Here is a 23,460-nt window from a genome sequence, read left to right as displayed (position 1 = left end):
CACATGTTAAGCATTAAAGATTTACAGGTTAGCGTGGAAGAGAAAGAGATCCTGCGTGGCCTCAATTTTGACGTCAAACCGGGTGAAGTTCACGCCATCATGGGGCCAAACGGCTCCGGGAAAAGTACGCTTTCAGCGACGCTGGCAGGACGCGAAGATTATGAAGTTACCAGCGGCTCCGTTGAGTTTAACGGCAAAGATCTGCTGGAGATGTCGCCGGAAGAGCGTGCCGGCGAGGGCATCTTTATGGCCTTCCAGTATCCGGTGGAAATTCCGGGCGTCAGCAACCAGTTCTTCCTGCAAACCGCGCTGAACGCGGTGCGCAAGTATCGCGGCCTTGAGGCGCTGGATCGCTTTGACTTCCAGGATCTGATGGAAGAGAAGATCAAGCTGCTGAAAATGCCGGAAGATCTGCTGACCCGCTCGGTAAACGTGGGTTTCTCCGGCGGTGAGAAGAAACGTAACGATATTCTGCAAATGGCGGTTCTGGAGCCGGCGCTGTGCATTCTCGATGAGACCGATTCAGGGCTGGATATCGATGCCCTGAAGATCGTTGCCGACGGGGTGAACTCCCTGCGTGACGGCAACCGCTCATTTATCATCGTGACTCACTACCAGCGAATACTTGACTACATCAAACCGGACTATGTCCACGTGCTTTACCAGGGACGCATTGTGAAATCCGGTGACTTTACACTGGTTAAACAACTGGAGGAGCAGGGTTATGGCTGGCTTACCGAACAGCAGTAATGCACTTCAGCAGTGGCACCGGCTGTTTGAAGCGCAGGGTGGAGCGCGCTCTGAACAGGCTCAGCACCATCTCCAGCAGATGCTGCGTCTCGGTTTACCGACGCGTAAACATGAGAACTGGAAATATACCCCGCTGGATGGCCTGCTGAACGGCGAGTTTGTCACCCGTCTGGCGCAGGTCAGCCCCGATCAGCGCGACATGCTGGCGCTGAGCGTGGATGCCGTGCGCCTGGTGTTTGTCGACGGTCTGTTCCGTGCGGAGCTGAGCGACAGCGTGCAGGAGAGCGGGTTCGATATCGTCATTAACGATGAACGTCAGTCGCTGAACGCGCCCGTTCAGCCTGAAGTCTTCCTGCACCTGACAGAGAGCCTGTCGCAGTCTGTCACCCATATTCGCGTTAAGCGTAACCAACGCCCGGCGAAACCGCTGCTGCTGATGCATATCACCCAGGGCGTTGCGGGTGATGAGATTAACACCGCCCACTATCGCCACCATCTTGAGCTGGCAGAAGGGGCGGAGGCGACGGTGATCGAGCATTACGTCAGCCTTAACGACACCCGTCATTTTACCGGTTCGCGTCTGACGATGAACGTGGCGGCCAATGCCCAGCTGCACCACATCAAGCTGGCGTTTGAAAATCCGCTCAGTCACCACTTCGCCCACAACGATATTCTGCTGGGCCAGGATGCCGCGGCGTACAGCCATAGCTTCCTGCTTGGCGGCGCGGTGCTGCGCCACAATACCAGCACCCAGCTGAACGGTGAAAACACTACGCTGCGTATTAACAGCCTGGCGATGCCGGTGAAGTCAGAAGTGTGCGACACGCGCACCTGGCTTGAGCATAACAAAGGCTACTGCAACAGCCGTCAGCTGCACAAAACCATCGTCAGCGACAAAGGACGTGCGGTGTTTAACGGCCTGATAAACGTGGCGCAGCACGCCATCAAAACTGACGGGCAGATGACCAACAACAACCTCTTGCTGGGGCGTCTGGCAGAGGTGGACACCAAACCACAGCTGGAAATCTATGCGGACGACGTGAAATGCAGCCACGGCGCGACGGTCGGGCGTATTGACGATGAGCAGATGTTCTACCTGCGCTCGCGTGGGATAGACCAGCAGGCCGCGCAAAAGATGATTATTTACGCCTTTGCGGCTGAGCTGACGGAAGCGCTGCCCGATGGCGGGCTTAAACAGCAGGTGCTGGCCCGTATCGGTCAGCGGCTGCCTGGAGGCGAAGCATGACATTTCCCGTAGAGAAAGTCCGGGCAGATTTTCCGGTACTGACCCGTGAAGTGAACGGTCTGCCGCTGGCCTATCTCGACAGTGCGGCCAGCGCGCAAAAACCAAATCAGGTGGTGGATGCGGAAGCCCAGTTTTACCGCCACGGTTATGCGGCGGTACATCGCGGGATCCACACCCTGAGCGCCGAGGCGACCCAGCGCATGGAAAACGTGCGCACGCAGGTTGCGGCCTTCCTCAACGCGCGTTCGCCGGAAGAGCTGGTGTTCGTGCGCGGCACCACCGAAGGGATCAACCTGGTGGCTAACAGCTGGGGCAATGCGCAGGTGCACGCGGGGGATAACATCATCATCACCCAGATGGAGCACCACGCCAACATCGTGCCCTGGCAGATGCTCTGTGAGCGTGTGGGGGCGCAACTGCGGGTGATCCCCCTGAATGAAGACGGCACGCTCCAGCTGGAAAAGCTGGACGCCCTGCTGGACGACAGAACGCGGCTGGTGGCGGTGACCCACGTTTCAAACGTGCTGGGGACGGAAAATCCGGTGGCGCTGATCGTCGACAAAGCCCATCAGGTTGGTGCGAAAGTGTTGATTGATGGCGCCCAGGCGGTGATGCACCATGCGGTTGACGTTCAGGCTCTGGACTGCGATTTCTACGTCTTCTCCGGGCACAAGCTGTATGGCCCGACGGGCATCGGCGTGTTGTATGTGAAAGAGGACATTCTCCAGGCCATGCCGCCGTGGGAAGGGGGCGGGTCAATGATCGCCACCGTCAGCCTGACGGACGGCACAACCTACGCCCGTGCGCCCTGGCGCTTCGAGGCGGGTACGCCCAACACGGGCGGGATCATCGGGCTGGGCGCGGCCATTAGCTACGTCTCTGAAACGGGGCTGGCGGCGATTCAGGAGTACGAACAGCAGCTGATGCATTATGCCTTGCAGGAGCTGGCCAGCGTCCCGGAACTGACCTTATATGGCCCTGCTGACCGTCTGGGTGTGATAGCCTTCAACCTCGGCAAGCATCACGCCTATGATGTGGGCAGTTTCCTTGATAATTACGGCGTCGCCGTACGTACCGGGCATCACTGCGCGATGCCGCTGATGGCGTATTATCAGGTACCGGCTATGTGCCGCGCATCGCTGGTGATGTACAACACAACGGAAGAGGTCGACAGACTGGTGGCGGGACTAAAACGTATTCACCAGCTGCTTGGCTAACGGAGAGGCGAGAGATGGCAGATTTGCCGGACAGAGATAAATTGCTGCGCAACTTTGGGCGTTGCGCGAACTGGGAAGAGAAATACCTTTATATTATCGAGCTGGGTCAGCGCCTGCCGCCGCTCAGCGAAGAGGCGCATAACCCGGACAACATCATTCAGGGCTGCCAGAGCCAGGTCTGGATCCTGATGCAACAGACGGATGAAGGCGTAATTGAATTACAGGGTGACAGCGATGCCGCCATTGTGAAGGGGCTTATTGCCGTCGTATTTATTCTTTATCACCAGATGTCGGCGCAGGATATTGTCGCCTTTGACGTTCGCCCGTGGTTTGAAAAAATGGCCTTAACCCAGCACCTCACCCCGTCCCGATCCCAGGGGCTGGAAGCGATGATCCGCGCCATACGCGCCAAAGCCGCAATCCTTAGCTAAACTTACAGAATAGCATTCATTCTGTTTCGCGGGGTGGTTTCCACCTCGCTGGTTTTTCAGCTTTCTGACGTTTGGTCAGTGAATAAGGAATCTCAGCATGAAGCGCGCGTCTCTAATAACTCTATTACTCCTTGGTTCGCTCAGTGCTGTTAATTCAGCCTGGGCGGTTGATTATCCTTTACCGCCCGCAGGCAGCCGTCTGATTGGGCAAAACCAGACATACACCATTCAGGAAGGTGACAATAAACTTCAGTCTATCGCTCGTCGCTTTAATACCGCCGCACAGCTGATCCTTGAAACCAATAATACCATTGCTCCGGTGAACCCTGCGCCAGGAACGGTCATTACCATCCCTTCCCAGATGCTACTGCCGGACACCGAGCGTGAGGGCATTGTGGTGAATCTGGCGGAGCTGCGTCTTTACTTCTATCCGCCTGGCGAAAATATCGTGCAGGTCTATCCGCTGGGTATTGGTCAGCTTGGGCTGGAAACACCGGTCAGCACCACCCGTGTGAGTCAGAAAATCCCTAACCCTACCTGGACCCCCACAGCGGGCATCAGAGCGCGCTCACTGGCCCAGGGCATTAAACTGCCGCCTGTGGTACCCGCAGGGCCAAATAACCCGCTGGGGCGCTTTGCGCTTCGTCTGGGTATCGGGAATGGGGAATATCTTATTCACGGCACCAGCGCGCCGGACAGCGTAGGGCTGCGGGTCAGCTCGGGTTGTATGCGGATGAACGCGCCCGATATCAAAGCGTTGTTTGAGCAAGTGCGCGTCGGCACGCGGGTGCAGATCATCAATGAGCCGGTGAAGTTCTCCGTCGAGCCGGACGGCAAACGTTATATCGAGGTGCACAGGCCGCTGGCGCAGGCTGAGGGCGAAAACCCACAGACGGTGCCGTTCACGCACTCGGCGGCGTTTACCGCCTTTGCAGCGGAGTCAGGTAGCGATAAAACGCAAATCGACAAGGCCCTGGCGCGCAGAGCGGGGATCCCGGTTGCCGTGTCAGCAGGCAGTGGTTCTTCAGCCAGCAATTCTGTCCTGTCGGTACAGAACAGTCGTGTCTCAGCGGCGGTGGCGGAAGGCGAGGGAGAGAAAGCGCTTCAGTAGAGGTTTGACGAAGGCAAAAAAAATGGCGCACAATGTGCGCCATTTTATTAACAGGTACTATTACTTACGGTATTTAGTAGCCTGGTTGTCCAGACGCTGGTTAGCGCGAGCTGCGTCGTCTTTAGCAGCCTGAACGTCGGAACGCATTGCGTTCACGTCGTTACTCAGCTGGTCAACTTTAGCGTTCAGAGTCTGAACGTCAGAAGACAGCTGATCGATTTTAGCGTTGCTGGAGCAACCTGCCAGCAGAGTAGAACCCAGGATTACCGCGCCCAGTACCAGTTTAGTACGATTCATTATTAATACCCTCTAGATTGAGTTAATCTCCATGTAGCGTTACAAGTATTACACAAAGTTTTTTGGGTTGAGAATATTTTTTTGATGGGATTACGCCTATTTTTGATCGTTCGCTCAAAGAAGCAACGAAATCGGCAATTTTGACGAAAAAGCTATGTTAAAAAAGGCATTTTTCATCGGATTCATCTTAGATAAATCGCGATTAAATAGAAAAACCCGATTTGCTTTTTGAATAGTTCTGGTTAAAGGCGGGAATAAAAAAAGCGCCCCGAAGGACGCTTTTTAACAAAACAATAATTTGTTCGTGAAATATTACAGCACGTGGACAGATGCAGTGTTGGTGGTGCCGCTTGGAACCAGCGCGCCAGAAACCATAACCACCACGTCGCCTTTCTGGGCCAGGCCACAATCAACCAGTTCCAGAGCCACTTCTTTACCCAGACGATAGAAATCATCGGTAGAGGCAATCTCTTTCACCAGGTGTGGGATCACACCTTTGCTCAGCACCAGCTGACGCGCGGTAGTTTCGTTGGTGGTCAGCGCCAGAATGGTCGCATCCGGGAAATATTTACGCACGGCACGCGCAGATTTACCACCCTGGGTCGCCACGACAATCAGTGGGGCTTCCAGTTTCTCAGCGGTTTCTACCGCACCACGGCACACGGCTTCGGTGATGCGCAGTTTACGGCTGTCGTTGTTGTAATCCAGACGGCTTTTCATCACGCGGTCGGTACGCTCACAGATGGTCGCCATGATGCCGACCGCTTCCAGAGGGTATTTCCCTTTTGCAGATTCGCCAGACAGCATAACGGCATCGGTACCGTCGAGGATGGCGTTTGCTACGTCGCCTGCTTCAGCGCGGGTAGGGCGTGGGTTTTTGATCATGGAGTCCAGCATCTGCGTTGCGGTGATAACCACTTTACGCGCGCGAACACATTTCTCGATCATCATCTTCTGCGCGAAGATCACTTCTTCAACCGGGATTTCAACGCCCAGGTCGCCACGCGCTACCATGATACCGTCAGACGCTTCGAGGATTTCGTCGAAGTTGTTCAGGCCTTCCTGGTTTTCGATCTTGGAGATGATCTGAATGTTCTCGCCGCCGTGCGCTTTCAGGTGCTCACGGATCTCAACCACGTCAGAACGTTTACGGATAAAGGAGGCAGCAACGAAGTCCACGCCTTGTTCGCAGCCGAAGATCAGGTCTTGTTTGTCTTTTTCAGCCAGCGCTGGCAGAGCAATGGACACACCCGGCAGGTTAACGCCTTTGTTTTCGCCCAGATCGCCGTTGTTCAGCACTTTACAGATAACCTTGTTACCTTCGATCGCGGTCACTTCCATGCCGATCAGGCCGTCATCCACCAGCACGGTGTTGCCAACGGACAGATCGCTGGTGAAGCCTTCGTAGGTCACGGCAACGATTTCGTTATTACCTACAACGGATTTGTCGGTGGTGAAGGTGAAGGTCTGGCCCGCTTTCAGGGAAACGTCGTTACCGCCTTCCAGTTTGATGGTGCGGATTTCAGGACCTTTAGTGTCGAGCAGGATTGCCGCTTTTTTCCCGGTCTTGCTCATCACGTTGCGCAAGTTCTGGATACGCTGACCGTGTTCAGCATAGTCGCCGTGGGAGAAGTTCAGACGCATCACGTTCATGCCGGCATCCAGCATTTTGCTCAGCATCTCTTCGGATTCGGTTTTCGGGCCGATAGTACAAACAATTTTCGTCTTTTTCATGACAGTCTTAGTCTTTAAGTTGGGAAGGATATGGAAATCTCGCTCCGGGGGCGCACCGCCGCGGAGTCAAACCTGTGTTGCGAAAGAGTATATGACACGCACTAAGAATAGGTGACATCAAATGAGCGTGCAGAAGAAAGTGTGCCTGAGTGCCAGCCCAACGAAGGAGAGGAGAAGTTGTACGTTGTTTTTTGTATTCCAAGCGCTGAAACCATTCACCAGGGATTTGGCGCGCATTATACGCTGATTTACAGTAAAAAGGAAAATGGAAACAGCGTTTCAAAACAATCTGTGCAGATTCACATAAGTTTGTTATCAAGGCGTTAAGGTCTAATGTCATCTTATGACGGCAGGCGCAACGCCCGCCGTTTTTTGCTCACTTTTCCAGCGCCTGCTGAAGGTCGGCGATCAGATCCTTCGCATCCTCAATCCCCACCGACAGGCGGATAAGCTGCGGCACAATACCGTTTGCAAGACGCTGCGCCAGTGGTATGGAGGCGTGGGTCATGCTGTAGGGCTGGCTCACCAGACTCTCCACACCGCCCAGACTTTCCGCCAGGGTAAAGAGCGTAAGATGACGGATCACCTCTGCCGCGCGTTGCACATCGCCTTTAATCACAACGGAGATCATGCCGCCCGGCAGCGCCATTTGTCTGCGTGCCAGCGCATACTGGGGATGTGACGCCAGCCCGGGATAGAACACGCGGTCTACCTGCGGATGCTGCTCCAGCCATTGCGCAATTGCCAGTGCGTTGGCGCTGTGCTTCTCAACGCGCAGAGAGAGGGTGCGAATCCCCCGCAGCGTCAGGAAACTGCTGAACGGATCCAGAACGCCGCCAACCGCGTTTTGCAGATAGCCCAGACGCTCCGCGAGATCCTTATTTGCCCCGACAACAGCCAGCCCGGCAACCACGTCTGAATGACCGTTGAGATATTTAGTGGCGGAGTGGACCACTATATCGAACCCCGCCTCCAGCGGCCGGTGAATGACCGGGGAGGCGAAGGTATTATCCGCCACGCTGATCGCATTATGGCGCCGGGCAATGTCCGCGATGGCCTCCAGGTCGGCCAGTTTCAGCAGCGGGTTCGTTGGCGTTTCCACCCAGATCATGCGGGTGTCCGGGCGAATGGCGGCCTCAAGCCCGGCTACATCGTCCGGCTTAACCCAGCTCACCTGTAACCCGGTGCTGCGCTTGCGCACGTTTTCGATCAGGCGATACGTACCGCCATACACGTCGTCAATGGCGACGATATGGCTGTCTTTATCCAGCAGTTCGAGCACGGTGGAAATGGCTGCCAGCCCTGACGCGAAAGCGTACCCGCGCGTGCCGCCTTCCAGTTCGGCGATGGCGGTCTCCAGCGCGTGGCGGGTTGGATTGCCGCTCCGGGAGTATTCGTAGCCGGTATGTTCACCCGGTGCCGGTTGCGCAAACGTCGACGTGGCGTAAATTGGCGGCATCACGGCGCCGTGCGGGTCGTGATACTCACCGCTGTGAACGCTGAGGGTGGCCAGGTTTTTCATCTTTCGCTCCTTTTATTTTGTCAGGCGGTTACGCCAGGCGGTGAGTACGTCACTGCGTGTGATCAGACCCAGAAAGCGATCTTCGTCATAAATAATCGCCACCAGGCCACGGTCAAAGATGGCGTACAGGGCGCTCTCCGGGGCCTGCTTATCCAGATATTCGACCTGACGCGTCATGGCCGCCGTCACGGGGAGAGAGAAGCGATCGGCATCTCCCCCGATGTGTCGCAGCAGGTCCCACTCGTCGATGATGCCGACGACCTTGTCGTTATCGAGCACCGGCAGCTGGGAGATGTCGTACAGGCGCATGCGGGCCAGCACGGTGGAAAGCGTGTCGTCCGGGGCGGCAGTCACCGTCGCGCCTTCATCGTGGCGCAGGGCAATATAGTCCGAGAGATCGCCTGCCTGCGGACGCGAAATCAGCCCCTGCTGGCGCATCCAGTCGTCGTTGAACATCTTCGAGAGGTATTTATTGCCGCTGTCGCAGGCGAAGGTGACCACACGTTTTGGCGTAGTCTGCGCCTGGCAATATTTCAGCGCCGCCGCCAGCAGCGTGCCGGTGGAGGAGCCTGCCAGGATCCCTTCCGTTTTTAGCAGATCGCGGGCGGTGGTGAACGCCTCGCGATCGGTAATGCGCCAGGCGCGGTTAACCCCTTCGATGTGCGCCAGCGGAGGGATAAAGTCTTCGCCAATCCCTTCAACCAGCCACGATCCGGCATCGTGATGGTGTCCGGTCTCAACCTGGTCCGCCAGCACCGACCCGGCCGGATCGGCAAGCACAAATTCCGTCTGCGGCGAATGTTCTGCAAACCACGCCTGTAAGCCACCCAGCGTACCGCCGGACCCCACGCCGACGACGATGGCATCGATCTGGCCGTCAAGCTGTTCAAACAGTTCCGGTGCGGTAGTGGTGCGGTGCGCTAGCGGATTGGCCGCGTTATTGAACTGATCAATATAAAACGCGCCTGGCAGTTCGTTCGCCAGCCGCCGGGCATAATCCTGGTAGTAGGCCGGATGCCCTTTATTCACATCTGAACGGGTCAGCACGACCTGCGCCCCTAACGCGCGCAGGTGGAAAATCTTCTCGCGGCTCATTTTGTCCGGCACCACCAGGATCAGCGAGTAGCCCTTCTGCGCCGCAATCAACGCCAGCCCCAGGCCGGTGTTCCCCGCCGTGGCTTCAATAATGGTGCCGCCGGGCCGTAGCTGGCCCGTACGCTCGGCTTCATTAATCATCGACAACGCGACGCGGTCTTTAATCGAGCCGCCGGGATTCTGGTTTTCCAGCTTCAGAAATAGCGAGCAGGGGCCGGTGTCCAGCTTGTGCAGCTGGATGAGCGGCGTACGGCCAATCAGTTCGGTGACGGAGTGGTAAAGCGTCATGGTCATGTCCTGTGAAGAGGTGATGACCGGATGATAGAACCATGAAATTTTCTCAATAAAGAACCTTTCACTGAGTTTTAGAACGGAAAGGAATAATCCTTGTGTTTTCAGATGGAAAGACAGCAAGACGTAAAGTTGTCCGGATGTGAGGATGGCTATATCCGCATAAAGTGCTGCAAAATTAGCCGATTTCGTCGGGTGAGTAAGACCTGATATGCAAATGGCAGATAATTATTGCTGATATTCATCTAAATGCTTTTCACCCGCCAGTTCGCTGCTTATTCCTGAGCATTATAAGAAATTCTTTTTTGGTCATTTAAAAGCTGATAACGGCTGTTTACTATCTTTTGGACATCCATACTGCTAAACCGCTATATGCGAAACGGATAACGAATAAGAATGATTGTACTCAGCAATATTTCGAAGGTTTTTGACAACGGGAAACAGGCGCTGACAGCCGTTGATAACGTCAACCTGACGATAGAGCAGGGACAGATTTACGGGATCATCGGTTACAGCGGGGCCGGGAAAAGTACGCTGATCCGTCTGCTGAACGGTCTGGAAAAGCCCAGCGCCGGCAGCGTCACCATTAACGGTCAGGATATCTCCGCCGCGAAGGGAGAAGCGCTGCGTCAGGCACGCCTGAAAATCAGCATGGTGTTCCAGCACTTTAATCTGCTTTGGTCGCGCACGGTGAAGGAAAACATCGCCTTTTCAATGCAAATTGCCGGTGTGCCAAAAGCGCAAATTCAGGCTCGCGTTGCCGAGCTGGTGGAGCTGGTCGGCCTGAAGGGGCGCGAGAATGCCTACCCATCCCAGCTGAGCGGCGGGCAAAAACAACGTGTGGGCATTGCCCGCGCGCTGGCCAATCATCCGGACGTACTGCTGTGTGACGAAGCCACCTCGGCGCTGGATCCGCAGACCACCGATCAGATCCTCGATCTGCTCCTGGACATTAACCGTCGCTTTAACCTGACCATCGTACTCATTACGCATGAGATGCACGTGGTGCGCAAAATCTGCGACCGCGTGGCGGTGATGGAAAACGGCAAGGTGGTGGAAGAGGGGGACGTGCTGAGCGTGTTTACGCGTCCGCAGCAGCCGATCACCCGGCAGTTTGTCCGCCAGGTGAGCCAGTACGCGGAGGAAGAGACCTTCAATACCGAACTGGCAAACGATCTGGAAGGCACGGTGATCAGGCTGACCTTCACCGGGCACAGCACGCACAGGCCGATCGTCGGTGAACTGACCCTGCGCTACGGCCTGCCGTTTAACATCCTGCACGGCAAAATGACGCAAACCGCCCACGGTGTTTTCGGGCAGCTCTGGGTGCACGTGGTGGCATCGGACGAACAACTGAACAATATCCTCGCCGACCTGAAGCAAAGCGATATTGAAGGCGAGGTAATCAAGCATGACTGAAGAACTCTTTCCGCACCTGAAGTGGGATCAGCTTTGGGCTGCAACCCAGGAGACGCTTTACATGACCGCGCTTTCCGGCGTGGCGACGTTTGCCCTGGGGATCGCGCTCGGTCTGGCGCTGTTTTTAACCGCCCGCGGCGGGTTATTCCACAACCGCACGGTCTACAGCGTGATGTCGATTGTGGTGAACGTGTTCCGCTCGATTCCGTTCATCATTCTCATCGTTCTGCTGATCCCGTTCACCAAGACCGTTGTGGGGACCATTCTCGGCGCTAACGCTGCGCTGCCCGCCCTGATTGTGGGCGCGGCGCCGTTCTACGCCCGTCTGGTCGAGATTGCCTTGCGAGAAGTAGACAAAGGAGTCATTGAGGCCACGCGTTCGATGGGCGCGCGGCTGAGCACGTTAGTGTTTCGGGTTTTATTGCCGGAATCTTCACCCGCACTGGTTTCAGGTATGACGGTGACGCTGATTGCGCTGGTGAGCTACAGCGCAATGGCAGGGGTGATAGGTGCCGGCGGTTTGGGAAATCTGGCTTATCTGGAAGGATTCCAGCGCAACCATGGTGACGTCACGCTGGTGGCAACGGTGACCATTCTGATCATCGTGTTCATTATCCAGTTCTGCGGCGATGCCATTACTTCACTGTTAGATAAACGCTAATAAATACACACAGGAACCACATCATGAAAAAGACACTGACACTGATCGCCGCCGCAACCCTGAGTGCCCTGAGCTTTGCCTCCTGGGCGGACACGCTCACCGTGGGGGCGTCCAACACCCCGCACGCGGAAATTCTGGAGCAGGCTAAGCCGATTCTGGCGAAGCAGGGGATCGATCTGGAGATTAAACCGTTCCAGGACTACATTCTGCCAAACACGGCGCTGGCGGGGCATGACATTGACGCCAACTATTTCCAGCACATCCCTTACCTGAACAGCGTCCTGAAAGATCACGCGGGCGATAAGGATTATGATTTTGTCAGTGCGGGCGCAATCCACATTGAGCCGATCGGTATCTATTCGAAAAAATACAAATCGCTGAAGGATCTGCCGGAAGGCGGCAAAATCATCATGCGTGATGCGGTTTCCGAGGAAGGGCGTATTCTCTCCATCTTCGAAAAAGAGGGCGTGATCAAGCTGAAGCCAGGCATCGATAAAGTGACCGCGCGCATCAGCGATATCGTGGAGAACCCGAAAAAGCTGCAATTCACCCCTAACGTTGAGGCATCTCTGCTGCCGCAGATGTACAACAACGACGAAGGTGCTGCGGTGGTGATCAACGCCAACTACGCAATTGATGCCGGTCTGGATCCGGTGCACGATCCAATTGCGGTTGAAAGCGGTGAGAATAACCCGTACGCCAACATCATTACCGTTCATCGCGGTGACGAGAAGAAGAAGGATATCGTCGCGCTGGTGAACGTGCTGCACTCCAAAGAAATTCAGGACTGGATCCGCACCAAATACAAAGGCGCAGTCATCCCGGTAAACAACTAATCTCCTGATTTTCCAGACGAAGCCCGGCGAACTACACGCCGGGCTTCTTTTTTGTATCCAGCCGACGAATGATTTAAGCTGACGGTTTAGGGCAACGGAGTGATGGCAATGGGCAATGTGACCAAAGACGAAGCGCTTTACCAGGAGATGTGTCGGGTGGTAGGCAAGGTCGTTCTCGAAATGCGTGATTTAGGGCAGGAGCCGAAACATATTGTCATTGCGGGCGTTCTGCGTACCGCGCTGGCGAACCAGCGCGTTAAGCGCAGTGAGTTGACCACCAAAGCGATGGAAACGGTGGTTAAAGCGCTGGCCGGCTGACGCGCCAGCGCTTCGCGAGCAGCTCAAGCGAGCAGCAGAGCAGGTAATAGATTACACCCGTGAAGATAAAAATGGCCGCCGGGTAAATTTGCACCCGGTTGTTGATCTGTCCCGCCACCGTGGTCAGTTCAGGAACGTTCACGATAAACGCCAGCGACGTATCCTTCAGCAGGCTGATAAAAATCCCCACCAGCGACGGCAGAATATTTCTCAGCGCCTGCGGCAGCAGCACGCGCCACAGCGTTTGCTGCGTACTGAACCCTTGAGAAAGCGCGGCCTCATTCTGGCCCGACGGCAGAGCTCTCAGTCCGGCTAACACCGAATGCATCACCGCAGCCGCGGTAAACCAGGCCAGCGCCAGCGTGACGGTCGTCGCGCCCGGGAGATCCCTGCCGGTTATCAGTGGCAGCAGATACCACATCCAGAATATCACGAAGATCAGGGGGATCCCGCGAATCAACTCTGCCCACGCAAACAGCGCACTGCGCACCACGCAGGGATAGCGCCAGGCGACGCAAGCCAGCACAATCCCGCCGGGCAGGGCAAGCGCGGCGGCGCCTGCGGCCATCAGCAGTGAGAGCAGTACGCCGCCGGGTTCTCCCGCAGCAGCACGTCCCCAAAGCAGATAATCCAGGTTTTCGACAATAACGTTAAATCCGGGGATCATGATATTTCCTCCCTGAATGGGGGCCGAGGCGCACCAGCACGCTTCCCGTCACCATCCCGGTAAGCAAGTAGAGCACCGTACCGACGGTGAAGGCTTCCAGTGCATGGGCGTTGTAACTTTCTATCTGGCGGACCTGGTAGGTCAGTTCGGCGAAGCCAATCCCGCTCGCGAGCGAGGAGAGCTTCATCAGGTTAAGGTACTGGCCGACGACGGGCTGCCACGCGTTAGCGAGCCCCTGTGGCAGAAGAATGTAGCGAAACAGACGCCATGAGGAAAATCCCTGAGCGAGCGCCGCCTCCCGTTGCCCGGCAGGTACGGAACGCAGCCCCGATTCCACTTCTTCAATTAAAAACGCCGAGGTAAAGACGCCTAACCCCCAGGCGGAGCATAAAAACTCGGGCGTAAACCACCAGACGTCACCGGGTAAAATGGACCAGCTGTGGTCTGCGTTCACCGCTTCACGCAGCCCCTGCGGCAACCCGTTCCAGGCGGCGAAATACCAGAACAGCAGCTGTACCAGCAGCGGCGTATTGCGAAACAGCGATACCCAGCAGCTGACGATCAATGTCCCGAAACGTCCTCCGGAAAGCCGCAAAAGCATAAAGAACAAGGCGAGCAGGCTGGCCAGCATAATCCCCGTCAGCGTCACCCACAGAGTGGTGAGAAATCCGGAGAGGATCCAGTGCAGGGGCTGTCCGGCCAGCACCCCCTGCCAGTCCAGAGCGGGCATTACAGTTGCTCCTGATGCAGCGGATCCAGCACTTTTTGCAGGAAACGCCTCGCACGGGGATGCGACGGTTGATTGAAAAATTGCGCCGGGGGCGCGGTTTCCAGAATTTTTCCGCCGTCGATAAAGACGATTCGATCGGCAATTTCCCGGGCGAACTGCATCTCATGGGTAACGACAATCATGGTGATCCCGCTGTGCGCGAGGGTTTTCATCACAAACAGCACTTCGCCAATCATTTCCGGGTCGAGTGCCGACGTCGGCTCGTCAAAGAGAATGATTTGCGGCGACGAGGCCAGAGCACGGGCAATCGCCACGCGCTGCTGCTGTCCGCCGGAAAGTTCAGCGGGGAAGCGGTGCGCCTTCTCCAGCATGCCGACCTTCTCCAGCAGCGCCAGCGCGCGCTCCTGGGCAGGCAGGGGTTTCCAGCCGTGAACGTGCTCCAGTGCCAGGGTAATGTTCTGACTGGCGGTAAGGTGGGCATAGAGATTGAACTGCTGGAACACAAACCCGACGCGGCTGCGTAACTGACGTAGCCTGCTGCCGGAAAGCTGTCCGGTCGGCTTGTGGTCGATCAGAATCTCCCCGCCGCTCAGGCTCTCAAGCTGGTTGATAAGCCGAATCAGGGTCGATTTTCCGGAACCCGAAGGGCCGAGAATGGCAACCACTTCACCCGGCATGATGGTGAGGTTAATGTCGGTTAAAACCGGATGGTCGCCGTAGCGTTTGTCCACATGGCGAAACTCAACGCTGGCCTGTTCCAGACGTGAAAAATCCGCGGCATTGGCCGCGGAGCGTGAAAATAAACCTGAGAGCATATTACCGGGCTTCTATTTTAAAGTTACGAGGCTGTGGAGCTGGGGTGCCTGGACCGAACCAGACGTCATAGATTTTTGCCGCCTGGCCGTTTTTCTCCAGGGTTACCAGCTCATCGTTAACGGCTTTCAGCAGCGCCGTTTCACCCTTTTTCACCCCCACGCCAATCTCTTCTTTACTGAGCAGGTCGGGCAGGATTTTGAAGTCGGCTTTATCCGGCGCCTGCGCCAGCAGACCGGCCAGAATGGTGCTGTCCTGGGTAATGGCCTGCACGTTGCCATTGCGCAGTGCCGTCAGCGCCAGCGGAATATCATCATAAGAGAGGACGCGGGACTGCGGAAAACGCTGGTGCAGCGCCTGTTCACCCGTCGTACCTTTTACGGCGCCAATGCGTGCCCGGCTATAGTCATCAAGCTTGTCCGGTGATTTTGCCGGAACCAGGAACTGCTGGCCGGTGACAAAGTAAGGCGTCGAGAAATCAATGACCTGTGCGCGTTCCGGAGTGATGGTGATATCCGCCACGATGAGATCCGCTTTTCCGGACTGTAGCAGCGGTATACGGTTAGCCGGATTGGTGGCGACCAGTTCAAGCTTTACGCCAAGCGATTTCGCCAGCGCTTTGGCGAAGTCCACGTCGTAACCCACTATCTCATGCGTTTTGGCATCAATCGAGCCAAAGGGTGGATTGGCATCAAACGTGGCCACTTTCACCACGCCTGCTGCCTTGATATCCGCCAGCCGATCGGCCTGCGCCTGCGCTGAAACCAGGCCCCAGGCTGCCACTAATCCCAGAACCTGCGCCCGTTTTTTAAACCCTTTCATTTTTGCAGCCATAGTCATACGCCATCCCGTTGTTTTTGTTTTACCCCGTTACGCTCCCATAAGGGAAAGCTATCGCCAAATAAGAAATCGTTCTTTGCTATGAGAAAAAAAGCATGAGTGAACAAGGTGTTAAAGAAGAGAGCAGACGGCGGGGCGCTATTTGCAGATCCTGCACATCGACAGTGGATTTTGATATTTCCCCCGGGCGCAATTTGGGTGTTTAACTGAGGACAGGTTAAGCGAGAAGGGTAATGACGATGAAAAAATGGATAAGCACGTTACGGCGGTTTTTTGCGCCCCGACCAGTGAATGCGGAGAACAGCGCGCAACGTGTTCTTGAGTCAATACTGCCTGTCGCCAGCCTGTATGGCGTGGACGTAGCCAACATCGACCCGGAGTGGTTCCATGATAAAACGTCACGCTGAACTGCGCCGGACGCGCGAAATGTACTGGAATGAGCTGTGCGTGGTGTCTGTAAAGCGAGGATGAAGGGAAAAATACCCAGGCAAATCCTCGGTAAATGATGGCCGTTTTGTTACCACTATCTCCTTTCACAGATGGAGATAATAATGAAACGGACAGTATTAACCCCCGCGCTTTCTGCCTCCGCACTTCTGCTTACCATGCAGGCGGCACACGCTGGTCCACAGGCGCATGTTGTATGCAGTTATTCCCACACCCTCGGCGATGATGCCATTATGATGTTCGGCATGCCCAATGAGGCTATGCTGCACGATTTTTTTGGTAACGTGCACGCGGATGCTTACTCCAGCCGTGAATCTCTGCGTACCCAGGAAAAGACCACCTGCGATAACAAAGCAGACAGCTCGGCCTACTGGGCTCCGTCGCTAAAATTGCCGGACGGAACGGTGGTCAAACCCGCCTATCAAAAAACCTATTATCAGGCATCGAATGTTGACGCCTGGCCGCTTCATCCGTTTCCGCCGGGGCTGTCGCTGCTGGCGGGCGATCATCATGGCACCGCGCCAAATCCGCATATCACCTTTTTATGCGCCAATGGTAAGGGCTATACCACCAGAACGGGTGAAGTCTGCGGCTTACGCAAGGCGAAGGATGCCGTGCAGTTTAATATCGGCATTCAGTTCCCGAACTGCTGGGACGGGGTCAACCTGAAGCCCGCCCACGGCCTGGCTAACGCCACCTACGATACGAAAGGACAGTGTCCGTCCGCCTTCCCGGTGAAGATCCCGACGGTGAACATGAATATTGCGTACGTGCTCCCGACAATTAGCTCTCTGGATACCAGTAAAGTCCAGCTTTCCCTCGACCCCATCATGCATGGCAGTGAGCGTGAAGAGCGGTGGGGGAGCCTGTATACGGCGCATGCTGACTTCATGAACGGCTGGACGGAAGATGCCGCGCGATTTATGACCGACCTGTGCATGAACCGAGGAATGGATTGCGGCACCACCGTGCCGTATGGTTATTCAAAAGCGAAGGCTAACGTCTGGCTCAGCAGCATGGAACCGGCACTTTCACAGCCCGATCCCCAGGTCTTACTGGTGCAGGATAACTGGAAGAACGGTGGACGCACGAAAAACAGCGAAACATTGTCGCTGGTGAAGTTCAACATCCCTCCGCTGCCTGTCGGACAGGATCCTGCCAAGTTTAAATACCGCGTGAGAATTTATGGCGGGAAAGTGGAAACTGACGGCGCGGATCAAATCTTCTTCTATCCGGCGAGTAACGACTGGGAACCGGCCACCGTGAGCTGGCAGTCACGACCGTCCTGCAACTATCGCTCGGATGCGGTGGTGTACCTGAACCAGTCCCGCGAATACCGGATGGTGGACGTGGATAAAGCGGTGCGCAAGGCGCTGGCAGAAGGGAAAACCGACATTTCGTGGTATATCGGCGGCGATCGTCAGGGAAATCACTATCAGTTTGAGACGGGGTCATCTCCCCAAAGCCTGATCCTGATGCTGACCGGGTTTAGCAAAACGCCGGAGATCTGATAGCGGGTAGCAAAAGGCATTCATAAAAAAAAAAGCACCGGGGAGCCCGGTGCTTTTTCTTCAGATCTTGCAGGCATCGCCGCAGTCGTCATCGGCGACAATCGCCTGAGCTTTTTTATCCGCATCGTCGAGACGTTCCGCGTTGCGCTCTTCTGCTTCATCCAGCCCGTTAAAGACTAAGTTATCGAGATCAATTTCCATGTGCCACCTGCGTTATTCAGTTTTTGATACTGGCATAGTATAAGTCAAAAAAAGCGGGCCAGGCACCCCTCAGCACATATGGATAATCCCTGCCATACTCAGTGATTTATTGCTGAGGAAAGCCGATGATTACACTCTGTAAAACCTGCGGTACCGCTTACGATGAACAGCCCAAAAACTGCCCGATTTGCGACGATGAGCGCCAGTATGTCCCGGTGACGGGCCAGACATGGACGGACTTCGACAGCCTTACGACCACGCACACCAACAAATGGCAACAGCTGGAGCCGCAGCTGTTCAGCATCAAAACTGTTCCCTCTTTTGCCATCAACCAGCGGGCGCTTCTGCTGCGTACGCCACAGGGCAATGTTCTGTGGGACTGCATCGCCAATCTTGACCTGGCGACCAGAGCGTTAGTTGACGCGCTCGGGGGGATCAGCGCGATCGCGATTTCGCACCCGCATTACTACACCACCATGCAAGAGTGGGCCGCGGCATTTAACGCACCGATCTACCTGCACGCCAGCGATCGGCAGTGGGTGATGCGTGACAGCCCGGCGATACGCTTCTGGGAGGAGGACGCCCTGGAGATTATGCCTTTGGTGACTCTTCTGCGGCTGGGCGGGCATTTTGCAGGCGGCACGGTGCTGCACTGGCAGTCTGGCGACGGCGTGCTGCTGGCCGGTGATATTTTGCAGGTTACGCCCGGTAAGGACGCCGTGTCGTTTATGTGGAGTTATCCGAATATGCTGCCGCTGCCTGCCCGCACCGTTGAGTCGATGATCGGTCGACTGACAGGGAAAACGTACCAGCGCCTGTACGGGGCCTTTGAAGGGCAGAACATCCCCGCGAACGCGGATGAGATCGTGCAGCGGTCGGGCCAGAAATATATTGCTTGTCTCGGCTAAGGCGCGGTGGTTAAATTTTACGAGTGTGATCGCGATCATACCTAAACTAAAACAGATAAAAGAGAAATGGCTATGCAACATATCATTGAAGGTTTTCTCAGCTTTCAAAAAGAGATTTTCCCGCAACGTAAAGAGCTTTTTCGTAGTTTAGCGTCCAGTCAGAATCCCAAAGCGCTGTTCATCTCCTGCTCCGACAGCCGTCTGGTTCCGGAACTGGTTACGCAACAGGAGCCAGGACAGCTCTTTGTCATTCGAAACGCGGGCAACATTGTGCCTCCGTTCGGGCCGGAGCCTGGCGGTGTCTCTGCGACCATCGAATATGCTGTTGTTGCCCTGGGCGTGACCGATATCGTTATTTGCGGCCACTCAAACTGCGGCGCAATGAAGGCGATTGCTGACAACGCCGATCTGGAGCCGATGCCGGCCGTTTCCCACTGGCTGCGCTATTCTGATGCGGCAAAAGCGGTGGTTGAGAAGAAAACATGGGATAAGCCAATCGATAAGGTGAATGCGATGGTGCAGGAGAACGTCTTTGCGCAGCTGAGCAATATCAAGACCCATCCGTCGGTGGCGGTAGGCCTGCGCAACAACGCCATTCGCCTGCACGGCTGGGTATATGACATCGAAAGCGGCAAAATCCTTGCCCTGGACAAGAACACTAAATCGTTCGTGTCGCTGTCGGAAAACCCGGACGTCTTCTTCGAGTAACCCGACCCCGCAGGGCAGGGAAGCTCTGTTAAAATTCCATGAATGGTAACTTCCTTCGCACGCCCGACGCAGGTTTTCCAGCCGCTTTCGCCATCGCTTTACCAATTTCAGCGCACTCAGACAAACCCTGAACAAAGGGATGATCGTGCATCAGCCAGGGGATCGCCCCAAAAGCGATGCGCCCCCGCAGTGATGCAGGCGCCAGCAACGTATAGTCTTCCCCCACGTCCGGGACGTCATCGCCGGTTTCCGCAAGCTGTTTACGCAGGGTGGGGAAGGGAATGTCCTTGTTTCTGAGTGGCTTTTGCCCGCGCGCATCAATAAACACGTCGAAGCGGTAACGCTTTTCTGCCGTGGTGATGACGGTCTGATCGCTGCCGATATCCAGGTCGTAATTATCACCGAGTGCGACCACGCTAATGATCCCTGCCTCGCGCAGCGCCAGTAACCGGCGGATAGACTGCGGTGGAATGGCGGCATAATTATCGATAAACACACGCTCCAGCCCGGATTTAAACCGATCTCTGTCACGCTCATTGAGTGAAGGGACGATGGCCTGAACCACTTCATGCAGACGAAGCACGGTATATCGCCAGGCAACGGTGCGTTTTTCGCGCTTGTTGCGCTCCACTTCTTTCAGATTCGCTTCGGCCCAGGTGAAAGGGCCATGCTTTTTACGATCCTCAAACCAGACATCACGAAGCGTGTCGGCATTCAGCGTACCGAGCGATATCGCCTGGCACCAGCGCGGATCGGCCAGCTCGAGCTCTTTCACCATCAGCGCAAAGATGCGGTCAAGCAGCCCGTCCGGGCCTTTGGCGATTTCACTTTCCGCCACAGACTCCGTTAACACGGACAGCGGTTCATAAGGGATAGGGCAGTAAAAGTCGGCCTCCGGCAGAACGCCCGTGCGGGACATCAGCGTGATATTTAACCCTTCGCTGCCTTTATTGACAACGAACTGCTCCCCGCTAAACCGGCCATGCTGCATCACAACCGCCATTGCAGCGTCCAGCCCGCTGAGGGAGGTACCCATGATCCCCACCTCACAGGCTCGGACCTCCGCGTCCATCAGCCCTGACCATGGGCTTGGGAAATATGCGCGGGTGGTTTCATCTTCATCAGGCCAGACGTGGCCGGTGGCAACAACCGCAAGATCAAACCGCCTTGAGAAAGGGGCATCGTTCACTGAAAGGGCCACGCCGTCTGCATCAGCCTTAATATCCGTGACTTCTGCGTTGGGGTGCACCTCGACATGAAAGCCCGACTTTTTCGCCTCAGCAACGACGGCGAGAAACCGATCGTGAAAATATTCACCCAACAGAATACGCGGCAGGAATTGCCGGTCGTGCAGTTTCTCACTATCGACGTTATAGCGGGCAAGATGGGCCGCACTCTGCTGTTTGAGCCAGTCGAGGTAGGTAATAAAAATGGGCGGGATTTCGATACTGGCGATGTTCGCCAGCATCAGCCGGGAATTATCCTCGTCGCTGTAGGGCATCCCGACACCGGGTTGGTCTGCCTTTTCGAACACGGTGATCGAAAGCGGCGCTGCGTTGTTAAGAAGTGAGTAAAAGGTGTAAATCCCTGTTGGGCCTGAGCCGATAATGGCGATTTTTTTCATCGAAAGCGTTCCTGCATTTCTGAACCATAAAATAAGCGTAGCAGGAGAAAGGTTAAATCATTCAATGAAGGAAAAAATTAAGACGTTTTGAAGAGGGGATGTTGCGCCCCTTCCTGAACTTATGGGAAGGTCAATTCAATTGACCCTGGCTGATTAGATATGATTCTACCTGATTTCTGAAAGGAAAGACTGTTTGGTCCCAGGTTTAACGATTATCTGTATGTGATGGGGGTTAAAAAGTACGGTAACTTCGCCGGCGGGCTTGACCTGCACAGCGTCAGTGAGGAGAACCAGCTGATTTTATCAGGAGAATTCTCCATCTTACGGTCAGTGTACTTTTTAACATGCAGGCTGATGCCGCCCGTGGAAGACAGCCCTGCTCGGGCTCAAAAGGTGGCATAGCACACTGTACATCGGATGGTCGTTTTGTCTGCAATGACGGAAGTCTGAGCCAGTCGAAGCGATTCTGTTCAGGTTATGGTGCCTCCGAACCGCCCCGGCAGGTAAAACCCTCCCCCTCCGCCAGTGTAAACGTTCTTTGTCTGTTATTCGCACTGATAAGACGCTTGCAGGTGGAAAACCACCTGCACGCGCTGGACGACCTGTAACAGCGTCTGGCATTAAAGCATGCCGTTCGCACCTTCCGGCTACATGGCGAACTTACTGCATGGCTGGCGTTTATGCTTTCTGCATGAGTGATAAAAGGGAGGGAAAATCATGACCAGGGCTGAAGAGTTTTGTCGTTCCTGAAATGTGAACACTGGCAGATGGATGCGCACGCATCGCTCAAAAAACGATCTTTTTCAGGCGGATACTGAGATCAGAAAAGCATATGACCTTGAACAGTAATCACAATGACTGGAGGGATATGCTAATGAAGCGACAAGATATAAACGCATTAAAGAATTTTGATTTTCTGGCACGCAGTTTTGCCCGTATGTACGCCCTGGGCCAGCCAGTTGATATCGATGCCGTGACCGGCAATATGAGTAATGAACAGCAGGCATGGTTCCGGGAGCGATATGACCACTACCGAAAGCAGGCTGAGCGGGCGAGAGTGATAGAACTGCGATGATGTAACGAATAACGGGCTTAACGGCCCGTTGCGTTTTTTAGGTTCCAGCTACATTTTGCAGGCTCCTGAGGTTGAAATATTGTGCGGTAACCTCATATAGAAAGCGGGTAAGGAATACCTGCCCGTAAGACATGAACTTTTTGAATATTCTTTTTTACTGTTCAGGAGGTACATGATGACTCTGAGAGCTTTTCCCATGTTGAACGATCTCTCCGACTCTCTGTTTGCGGACCGTTTTAACCGTATCGATCGCCTTTTTAGCCAGCTAACCGGCAGTACGCCGTTGCCCTCCACGCCTTCTTACAATATCCGGCGGGTGGGTGATAACCGCTATGAACTGACGCTGAGCGTGCCGGGCTGGAAAGAGAGCGAACTGGAAATTGAAACCGTTGGCGGTCAGCTGAATATCAGCGGTAAACGTGAAGAAGAGAAAACCGAAAACGGCGAAGAAGGGTGGATCCATCGGGGTATCAGCCGCAGCGACTTCCGGGCCAGCTATAGTCTGCCGGAGCATGTGAAAATAACCGGCGCTTCGCTGGAAGACGGCTTGCTGGCGATTGAATTACACCAGGATATCCCGGAAGAAGAGAAACCGCAGCGCATCGCCATCAACAACAACCCGGCGATTGAACATAAGCCGTAATCATTGATTGACGTTGTTTTCACGCCCGGCAAACGCCGGGCGTTTTGCTAACCTGATGGGGCTTATGCCATTCCGCTTTTCCCGGTACGCGCGGGCTGGAGGTCACTTTCGATGTGCTTAAAAGGTTTGCTGCCTCTGCATGAGGCTGAACGGGAATGAAATGTGCGGGAAAAAAGATTGGTGCGTCTGAATGGACTCGAACCATCGACCCCCACCATGTCAAGGTGGTGCTCTAACCAACTGAGCTACAGACGCAGAATGGTGCGTTCAATTGGACTCGAACCAACGACCCCCACCATGTCAAGGTGGTGCTCTAACCAACTGAGCTATGAACGCATTGTGTTGTCGGTGACAACGGGGACGAA

General features: G+C 55.2%; 26 protein-coding genes, 2 tRNA genes and 1 pseudogene. 16 read left to right on the top strand and 13 right to left on the bottom strand.

The annotated features are described in order from the left end of the window. The first annotated feature begins 3 nt into the window (after positions 1 to 3). From sufC to ldtE, 5 genes are all read left to right on the top strand, one after another. Positions 4 to 750, top strand: a complete 747-nt coding sequence (sufC, locus tag O1722_RS13590) for a Fe-S cluster assembly ATPase SufC (RefSeq protein WP_003857736.1) — start codon at positions 4 to 6, stop codon at positions 748 to 750. Beyond that, positions 725 to 1,996, top strand: a complete 1,272-nt coding sequence (gene sufD, locus O1722_RS13585) for a Fe-S cluster assembly protein SufD (RefSeq protein WP_033487122.1) — start codon at positions 725 to 727, stop codon at positions 1,994 to 1,996. The genes sufC and sufD overlap by 26 nt, the downstream gene beginning before the upstream one ends. Then, complete coding sequence (gene sufS, locus O1722_RS13580) at positions 1,993 to 3,213, top strand: cysteine desulfurase SufS (RefSeq protein WP_033487121.1); 1,221 nt, start codon at positions 1,993 to 1,995, stop codon at positions 3,211 to 3,213. The genes sufD and sufS overlap by 4 nt, the downstream gene beginning before the upstream one ends. Positions 3,214 to 3,227: 14 nt before the next feature. Then, positions 3,228 to 3,644, top strand: a complete 417-nt coding sequence (gene sufE, locus O1722_RS13575) for a cysteine desulfuration protein SufE (protein ID WP_017693566.1) — start codon at positions 3,228 to 3,230, stop codon at positions 3,642 to 3,644. 97 nt (positions 3,645 to 3,741) lie between these two features. After that, complete coding sequence (gene ldtE, locus O1722_RS13570) at positions 3,742 to 4,755, top strand: L,D-transpeptidase LdtE (RefSeq protein WP_032648093.1); 1,014 nt, start codon at positions 3,742 to 3,744, stop codon at positions 4,753 to 4,755. Between the two features lie 60 nt (positions 4,756 to 4,815). Here the strand turns inward: ldtE and lpp are convergent, their stop codons facing one another. The 5 genes from lpp to O1722_RS13545 all read right to left on the bottom strand — a co-directional run bounded on the left by lpp (position 4,816) and on the right by O1722_RS13545 (position 9,691). Then, positions 4,816 to 5,052 carry a murein lipoprotein Lpp gene (gene lpp, locus O1722_RS13565; protein WP_001082307.1) on the bottom strand — a complete coding sequence of 79 codons (237 nt, stop codon included), beginning with the start codon at positions 5,050 to 5,052 and terminating at the stop codon, positions 4,816 to 4,818. A 312-nt stretch (positions 5,053 to 5,364) separates the two neighbouring features. Continuing rightward, the gene (gene pykF, locus O1722_RS13560) at positions 5,365 to 6,786 is read right to left on the bottom strand and encodes a pyruvate kinase PykF (protein WP_015570703.1); all 1,422 of its coding nucleotides are present in this window, start codon (positions 6,784 to 6,786) and stop codon (positions 5,365 to 5,367) included. Between the two features lie 7 nt (positions 6,787 to 6,793). Continuing rightward, positions 6,794 to 7,126: a protein YnhH gene (gene ynhH / locus O1722_RS13555; RefSeq protein ID WP_418235933.1), complete on the bottom strand. Its 333-nt coding sequence runs from the start codon at positions 7,124 to 7,126 to the stop codon at positions 6,794 to 6,796. Positions 7,127 to 7,162: 36 nt separating this feature from the next. Further along, a complete protein-coding gene (locus tag O1722_RS13550) occupies positions 7,163 to 8,308 on the bottom strand; it encodes a trans-sulfuration enzyme family protein (RefSeq protein ID WP_017693564.1) in 1,146 nt (381 codons plus the stop codon). A gap of 12 nt (positions 8,309 to 8,320) precedes the next feature. Further along, the gene (locus tag O1722_RS13545; RefSeq protein WP_032670056.1) at positions 8,321 to 9,691 is read right to left on the bottom strand and encodes a pyridoxal-phosphate dependent enzyme; all 1,371 of its coding nucleotides are present in this window, start codon (positions 9,689 to 9,691) and stop codon (positions 8,321 to 8,323) included. Positions 9,692 to 10,090: 399 nt separating this feature from the next. Between O1722_RS13545 and O1722_RS13540 the strand changes: the two genes are divergently transcribed. From O1722_RS13540 to fumD, 4 genes are all read left to right on the top strand, one after another. Next, positions 10,091 to 11,113 (top strand): methionine ABC transporter ATP-binding protein, encoded by a 1,023-nt coding sequence (locus tag O1722_RS13540; RefSeq protein WP_033487118.1) that lies wholly within the window; start codon positions 10,091 to 10,093, stop codon positions 11,111 to 11,113. Then, positions 11,106 to 11,774: a methionine ABC transporter permease gene (locus O1722_RS13535; protein WP_033487117.1), complete on the top strand. Its 669-nt coding sequence runs from the start codon at positions 11,106 to 11,108 to the stop codon at positions 11,772 to 11,774. Before O1722_RS13540 ends, O1722_RS13535 begins: the two co-directional genes overlap by 8 nt. A gap of 23 nt (positions 11,775 to 11,797) precedes the next feature. Then, positions 11,798 to 12,610, top strand: coding sequence for a MetQ/NlpA family ABC transporter substrate-binding protein (locus O1722_RS13530; protein ID WP_003857677.1), 813 nt, complete (start codon positions 11,798 to 11,800; stop codon positions 12,608 to 12,610). A 108-nt stretch (positions 12,611 to 12,718) separates the two neighbouring features. Next, complete coding sequence (gene fumD, locus O1722_RS13525) at positions 12,719 to 12,928, top strand: fumarate hydratase FumD (protein ID WP_003857676.1); 210 nt, start codon at positions 12,719 to 12,721, stop codon at positions 12,926 to 12,928. On the opposite strand, the gene O1722_RS13520 is transcribed toward fumD, so the two are convergent. Genes O1722_RS13520 through O1722_RS13505 form a run of 4 tightly spaced genes read right to left on the bottom strand, consistent with a single transcriptional unit; the run spans position 12,909 to position 15,972 of the window. After that, positions 12,909 to 13,595, bottom strand: a complete 687-nt coding sequence (locus O1722_RS13520; RefSeq protein WP_033487116.1) for an amino acid ABC transporter permease — start codon at positions 13,593 to 13,595, stop codon at positions 12,909 to 12,911. The two genes, fumD and O1722_RS13520, sit on opposite strands and share 20 nt — an antisense overlap. Further along, entirely contained in the window at positions 13,579 to 14,325 is a 747-nt protein-coding gene (locus O1722_RS13515; protein WP_033487115.1) for an amino acid ABC transporter permease, read from the bottom strand. The genes O1722_RS13520 and O1722_RS13515 overlap by 17 nt, the downstream gene beginning before the upstream one ends. Then, positions 14,325 to 15,140 (bottom strand): amino acid ABC transporter ATP-binding protein, encoded by an 816-nt coding sequence (locus O1722_RS13510; RefSeq protein WP_015570698.1) that lies wholly within the window; start codon positions 15,138 to 15,140, stop codon positions 14,325 to 14,327. Before O1722_RS13510 ends, O1722_RS13515 begins: the two co-directional genes overlap by 1 nt. A gap of 1 nt (position 15,141) precedes the next feature. Continuing rightward, positions 15,142 to 15,972 (bottom strand): ABC transporter substrate-binding protein, encoded by an 831-nt coding sequence (locus O1722_RS13505; protein WP_044488997.1) that lies wholly within the window; start codon positions 15,970 to 15,972, stop codon positions 15,142 to 15,144. Positions 15,973 to 16,217: 245 nt separating this feature from the next. On the opposite strand from O1722_RS13505, the gene O1722_RS13500 reads away from it, so the two are divergent. Together O1722_RS13500 and O1722_RS13495 are read left to right on the top strand one after the other, a co-directional pair. After that, positions 16,218 to 16,385 (top strand): hypothetical protein, encoded by a 168-nt coding sequence (locus O1722_RS13500; protein ID WP_032653328.1) that lies wholly within the window; start codon positions 16,218 to 16,220, stop codon positions 16,383 to 16,385. 144 nt (positions 16,386 to 16,529) lie between these two features. After that, positions 16,530 to 17,936: a DUF1996 domain-containing protein gene (locus O1722_RS13495; RefSeq protein WP_033487113.1), complete on the top strand. Its 1,407-nt coding sequence runs from the start codon at positions 16,530 to 16,532 to the stop codon at positions 17,934 to 17,936. 60 nt (positions 17,937 to 17,996) lie between these two features. Here O1722_RS13495 and O1722_RS13490 read toward each other — a convergent pair whose 3' ends face one another. Next, positions 17,997 to 18,137: a hypothetical protein gene (locus O1722_RS13490; RefSeq protein ID WP_003857665.1), complete on the bottom strand. Its 141-nt coding sequence runs from the start codon at positions 18,135 to 18,137 to the stop codon at positions 17,997 to 17,999. 125 nt (positions 18,138 to 18,262) lie between these two features. Between O1722_RS13490 and O1722_RS13485 the strand changes: the two genes are divergently transcribed. Together O1722_RS13485 and O1722_RS13480 are read left to right on the top strand one after the other, a co-directional pair. Then, a complete protein-coding gene (locus O1722_RS13485) occupies positions 18,263 to 19,045 on the top strand; it encodes an MBL fold metallo-hydrolase (protein WP_033487112.1) in 783 nt (260 codons plus the stop codon). 72 nt (positions 19,046 to 19,117) lie between these two features. Then, entirely contained in the window at positions 19,118 to 19,753 is a 636-nt protein-coding gene (locus tag O1722_RS13480) for a carbonic anhydrase (RefSeq protein WP_015570694.1), read from the top strand. A 28-nt stretch (positions 19,754 to 19,781) separates the two neighbouring features. Here the strand turns inward: O1722_RS13480 and O1722_RS13475 are convergent, their stop codons facing one another. Beyond that, a complete protein-coding gene (locus O1722_RS13475) occupies positions 19,782 to 21,377 on the bottom strand; it encodes an FAD-NAD(P)-binding protein (RefSeq protein WP_058686652.1) in 1,596 nt (531 codons plus the stop codon). A gap of 344 nt (positions 21,378 to 21,721) precedes the next feature. Here O1722_RS13475 and O1722_RS13470 point away from each other — a divergent pair. From O1722_RS13470 to O1722_RS13460, 3 genes and pseudogenes are all read left to right on the top strand, one after another. Next, positions 21,722 to 21,850, top strand: a pseudogene (locus tag O1722_RS13470) (YdcA family protein); the annotation flags it as partial. A 401-nt stretch (positions 21,851 to 22,251) separates the two neighbouring features. Next, a complete protein-coding gene (gene glgS / locus O1722_RS13465; protein ID WP_026080713.1) occupies positions 22,252 to 22,452 on the top strand; it encodes a cell surface composition regulator GlgS in 201 nt (66 codons plus the stop codon). 172 nt (positions 22,453 to 22,624) lie between these two features. Then, positions 22,625 to 23,095 (top strand): Hsp20 family protein, encoded by a 471-nt coding sequence (locus tag O1722_RS13460; protein WP_080296611.1) that lies wholly within the window; start codon positions 22,625 to 22,627, stop codon positions 23,093 to 23,095. Between the two features lie 178 nt (positions 23,096 to 23,273). Here O1722_RS13460 and O1722_RS13455 read toward each other — a convergent pair. Together O1722_RS13455 and O1722_RS13450 are read right to left on the bottom strand one after the other, a co-directional pair. Then, a tRNA-Val gene (locus tag O1722_RS13455) sits at positions 23,274 to 23,350 on the bottom strand. 4 nt (positions 23,351 to 23,354) lie between these two features. Further along, positions 23,355 to 23,431, bottom strand: a tRNA-Val gene (locus tag O1722_RS13450). Positions 23,432 to 23,460 lie beyond the last annotated feature (29 nt).

Source organism: Enterobacter cloacae complex sp. HYC003_NIDB (assembly GCF_056673375.1).
The sequence above is the reverse complement of the archived record's forward strand: the minus strand, read 5'-3'. Positions and strand labels throughout refer to the sequence as shown.

Excerpts from the sequence above, each read along its gene's own strand:
- O1722_RS13550 (WP_017693564.1), bottom strand. The coding sequence starts at position 8,308 with ATGAAAAACCTGGCCACCCTCAGCGTTCACAGCGGTGAGTATCACGAC.
- sufD (WP_033487122.1), top strand. The coding sequence starts at position 725 with ATGGCTGGCTTACCGAACAGCAGTAATGCACTTCAGCAGTGGCACCGG.
- sufS (WP_033487121.1), top strand. The coding sequence starts at position 1,993 with ATGACATTTCCCGTAGAGAAAGTCCGGGCAGATTTTCCGGTACTGACC.
- O1722_RS13520 (WP_033487116.1), bottom strand. The coding sequence starts at position 13,595 with ATGATCCCCGGATTTAACGTTATTGTCGAAAACCTGGATTATCTGCTT.
- O1722_RS13535 (WP_033487117.1), top strand. The coding sequence starts at position 11,106 with ATGACTGAAGAACTCTTTCCGCACCTGAAGTGGGATCAGCTTTGGGCT.
- sufC (WP_003857736.1), top strand. The coding sequence starts at position 4 with ATGTTAAGCATTAAAGATTTACAGGTTAGCGTGGAAGAGAAAGAGATC.
- ldtE (WP_032648093.1), top strand. The coding sequence starts at position 3,742 with ATGAAGCGCGCGTCTCTAATAACTCTATTACTCCTTGGTTCGCTCAGT.
- O1722_RS13490 (WP_003857665.1), bottom strand. The coding sequence starts at position 18,137 with ATGGAAATTGATCTCGATAACTTAGTCTTTAACGGGCTGGATGAAGCA.
- O1722_RS13460 (WP_080296611.1), top strand. The coding sequence starts at position 22,625 with ATGATGACTCTGAGAGCTTTTCCCATGTTGAACGATCTCTCCGACTCT.
- O1722_RS13475 (WP_058686652.1), bottom strand. The coding sequence starts at position 21,377 with ATGAAAAAAATCGCCATTATCGGCTCAGGCCCAACAGGGATTTACACC.
- sufE (WP_017693566.1), top strand. The coding sequence starts at position 3,228 with ATGGCAGATTTGCCGGACAGAGATAAATTGCTGCGCAACTTTGGGCGT.
- O1722_RS13510 (WP_015570698.1), bottom strand. The coding sequence starts at position 15,140 with ATGCTCTCAGGTTTATTTTCACGCTCCGCGGCCAATGCCGCGGATTTT.
- ynhH (WP_418235933.1), bottom strand. The coding sequence starts at position 7,126 with ATGACATTAGACCTTAACGCCTTGATAACAAACTTATGTGAATCTGCA.
- O1722_RS13540 (WP_033487118.1), top strand. The coding sequence starts at position 10,091 with ATGATTGTACTCAGCAATATTTCGAAGGTTTTTGACAACGGGAAACAG.
- O1722_RS13545 (WP_032670056.1), bottom strand. The coding sequence starts at position 9,691 with ATGACGCTTTACCACTCCGTCACCGAACTGATTGGCCGTACGCCGCTC.
- O1722_RS13505 (WP_044488997.1), bottom strand. The coding sequence starts at position 15,972 with ATGGCTGCAAAAATGAAAGGGTTTAAAAAACGGGCGCAGGTTCTGGGA.
- O1722_RS13530 (WP_003857677.1), top strand. The coding sequence starts at position 11,798 with ATGAAAAAGACACTGACACTGATCGCCGCCGCAACCCTGAGTGCCCTG.
- O1722_RS13500 (WP_032653328.1), top strand. The coding sequence starts at position 16,218 with ATGAAAAAATGGATAAGCACGTTACGGCGGTTTTTTGCGCCCCGACCA.
- glgS (WP_026080713.1), top strand. The coding sequence starts at position 22,252 with ATGAAGCGACAAGATATAAACGCATTAAAGAATTTTGATTTTCTGGCA.
- O1722_RS13515 (WP_033487115.1), bottom strand. The coding sequence starts at position 14,325 with ATGCCCGCTCTGGACTGGCAGGGGGTGCTGGCCGGACAGCCCCTGCAC.
- fumD (WP_003857676.1), top strand. The coding sequence starts at position 12,719 with ATGGGCAATGTGACCAAAGACGAAGCGCTTTACCAGGAGATGTGTCGG.
- lpp (WP_001082307.1), bottom strand. The coding sequence starts at position 5,052 with ATGAATCGTACTAAACTGGTACTGGGCGCGGTAATCCTGGGTTCTACT.
- O1722_RS13495 (WP_033487113.1), top strand. The coding sequence starts at position 16,530 with ATGAAACGGACAGTATTAACCCCCGCGCTTTCTGCCTCCGCACTTCTG.
- pykF (WP_015570703.1), bottom strand. The coding sequence starts at position 6,786 with ATGAAAAAGACGAAAATTGTTTGTACTATCGGCCCGAAAACCGAATCC.
- O1722_RS13480 (WP_015570694.1), top strand. The coding sequence starts at position 19,118 with ATGCAACATATCATTGAAGGTTTTCTCAGCTTTCAAAAAGAGATTTTC.
- O1722_RS13485 (WP_033487112.1), top strand. The coding sequence starts at position 18,263 with ATGATTACACTCTGTAAAACCTGCGGTACCGCTTACGATGAACAGCCC.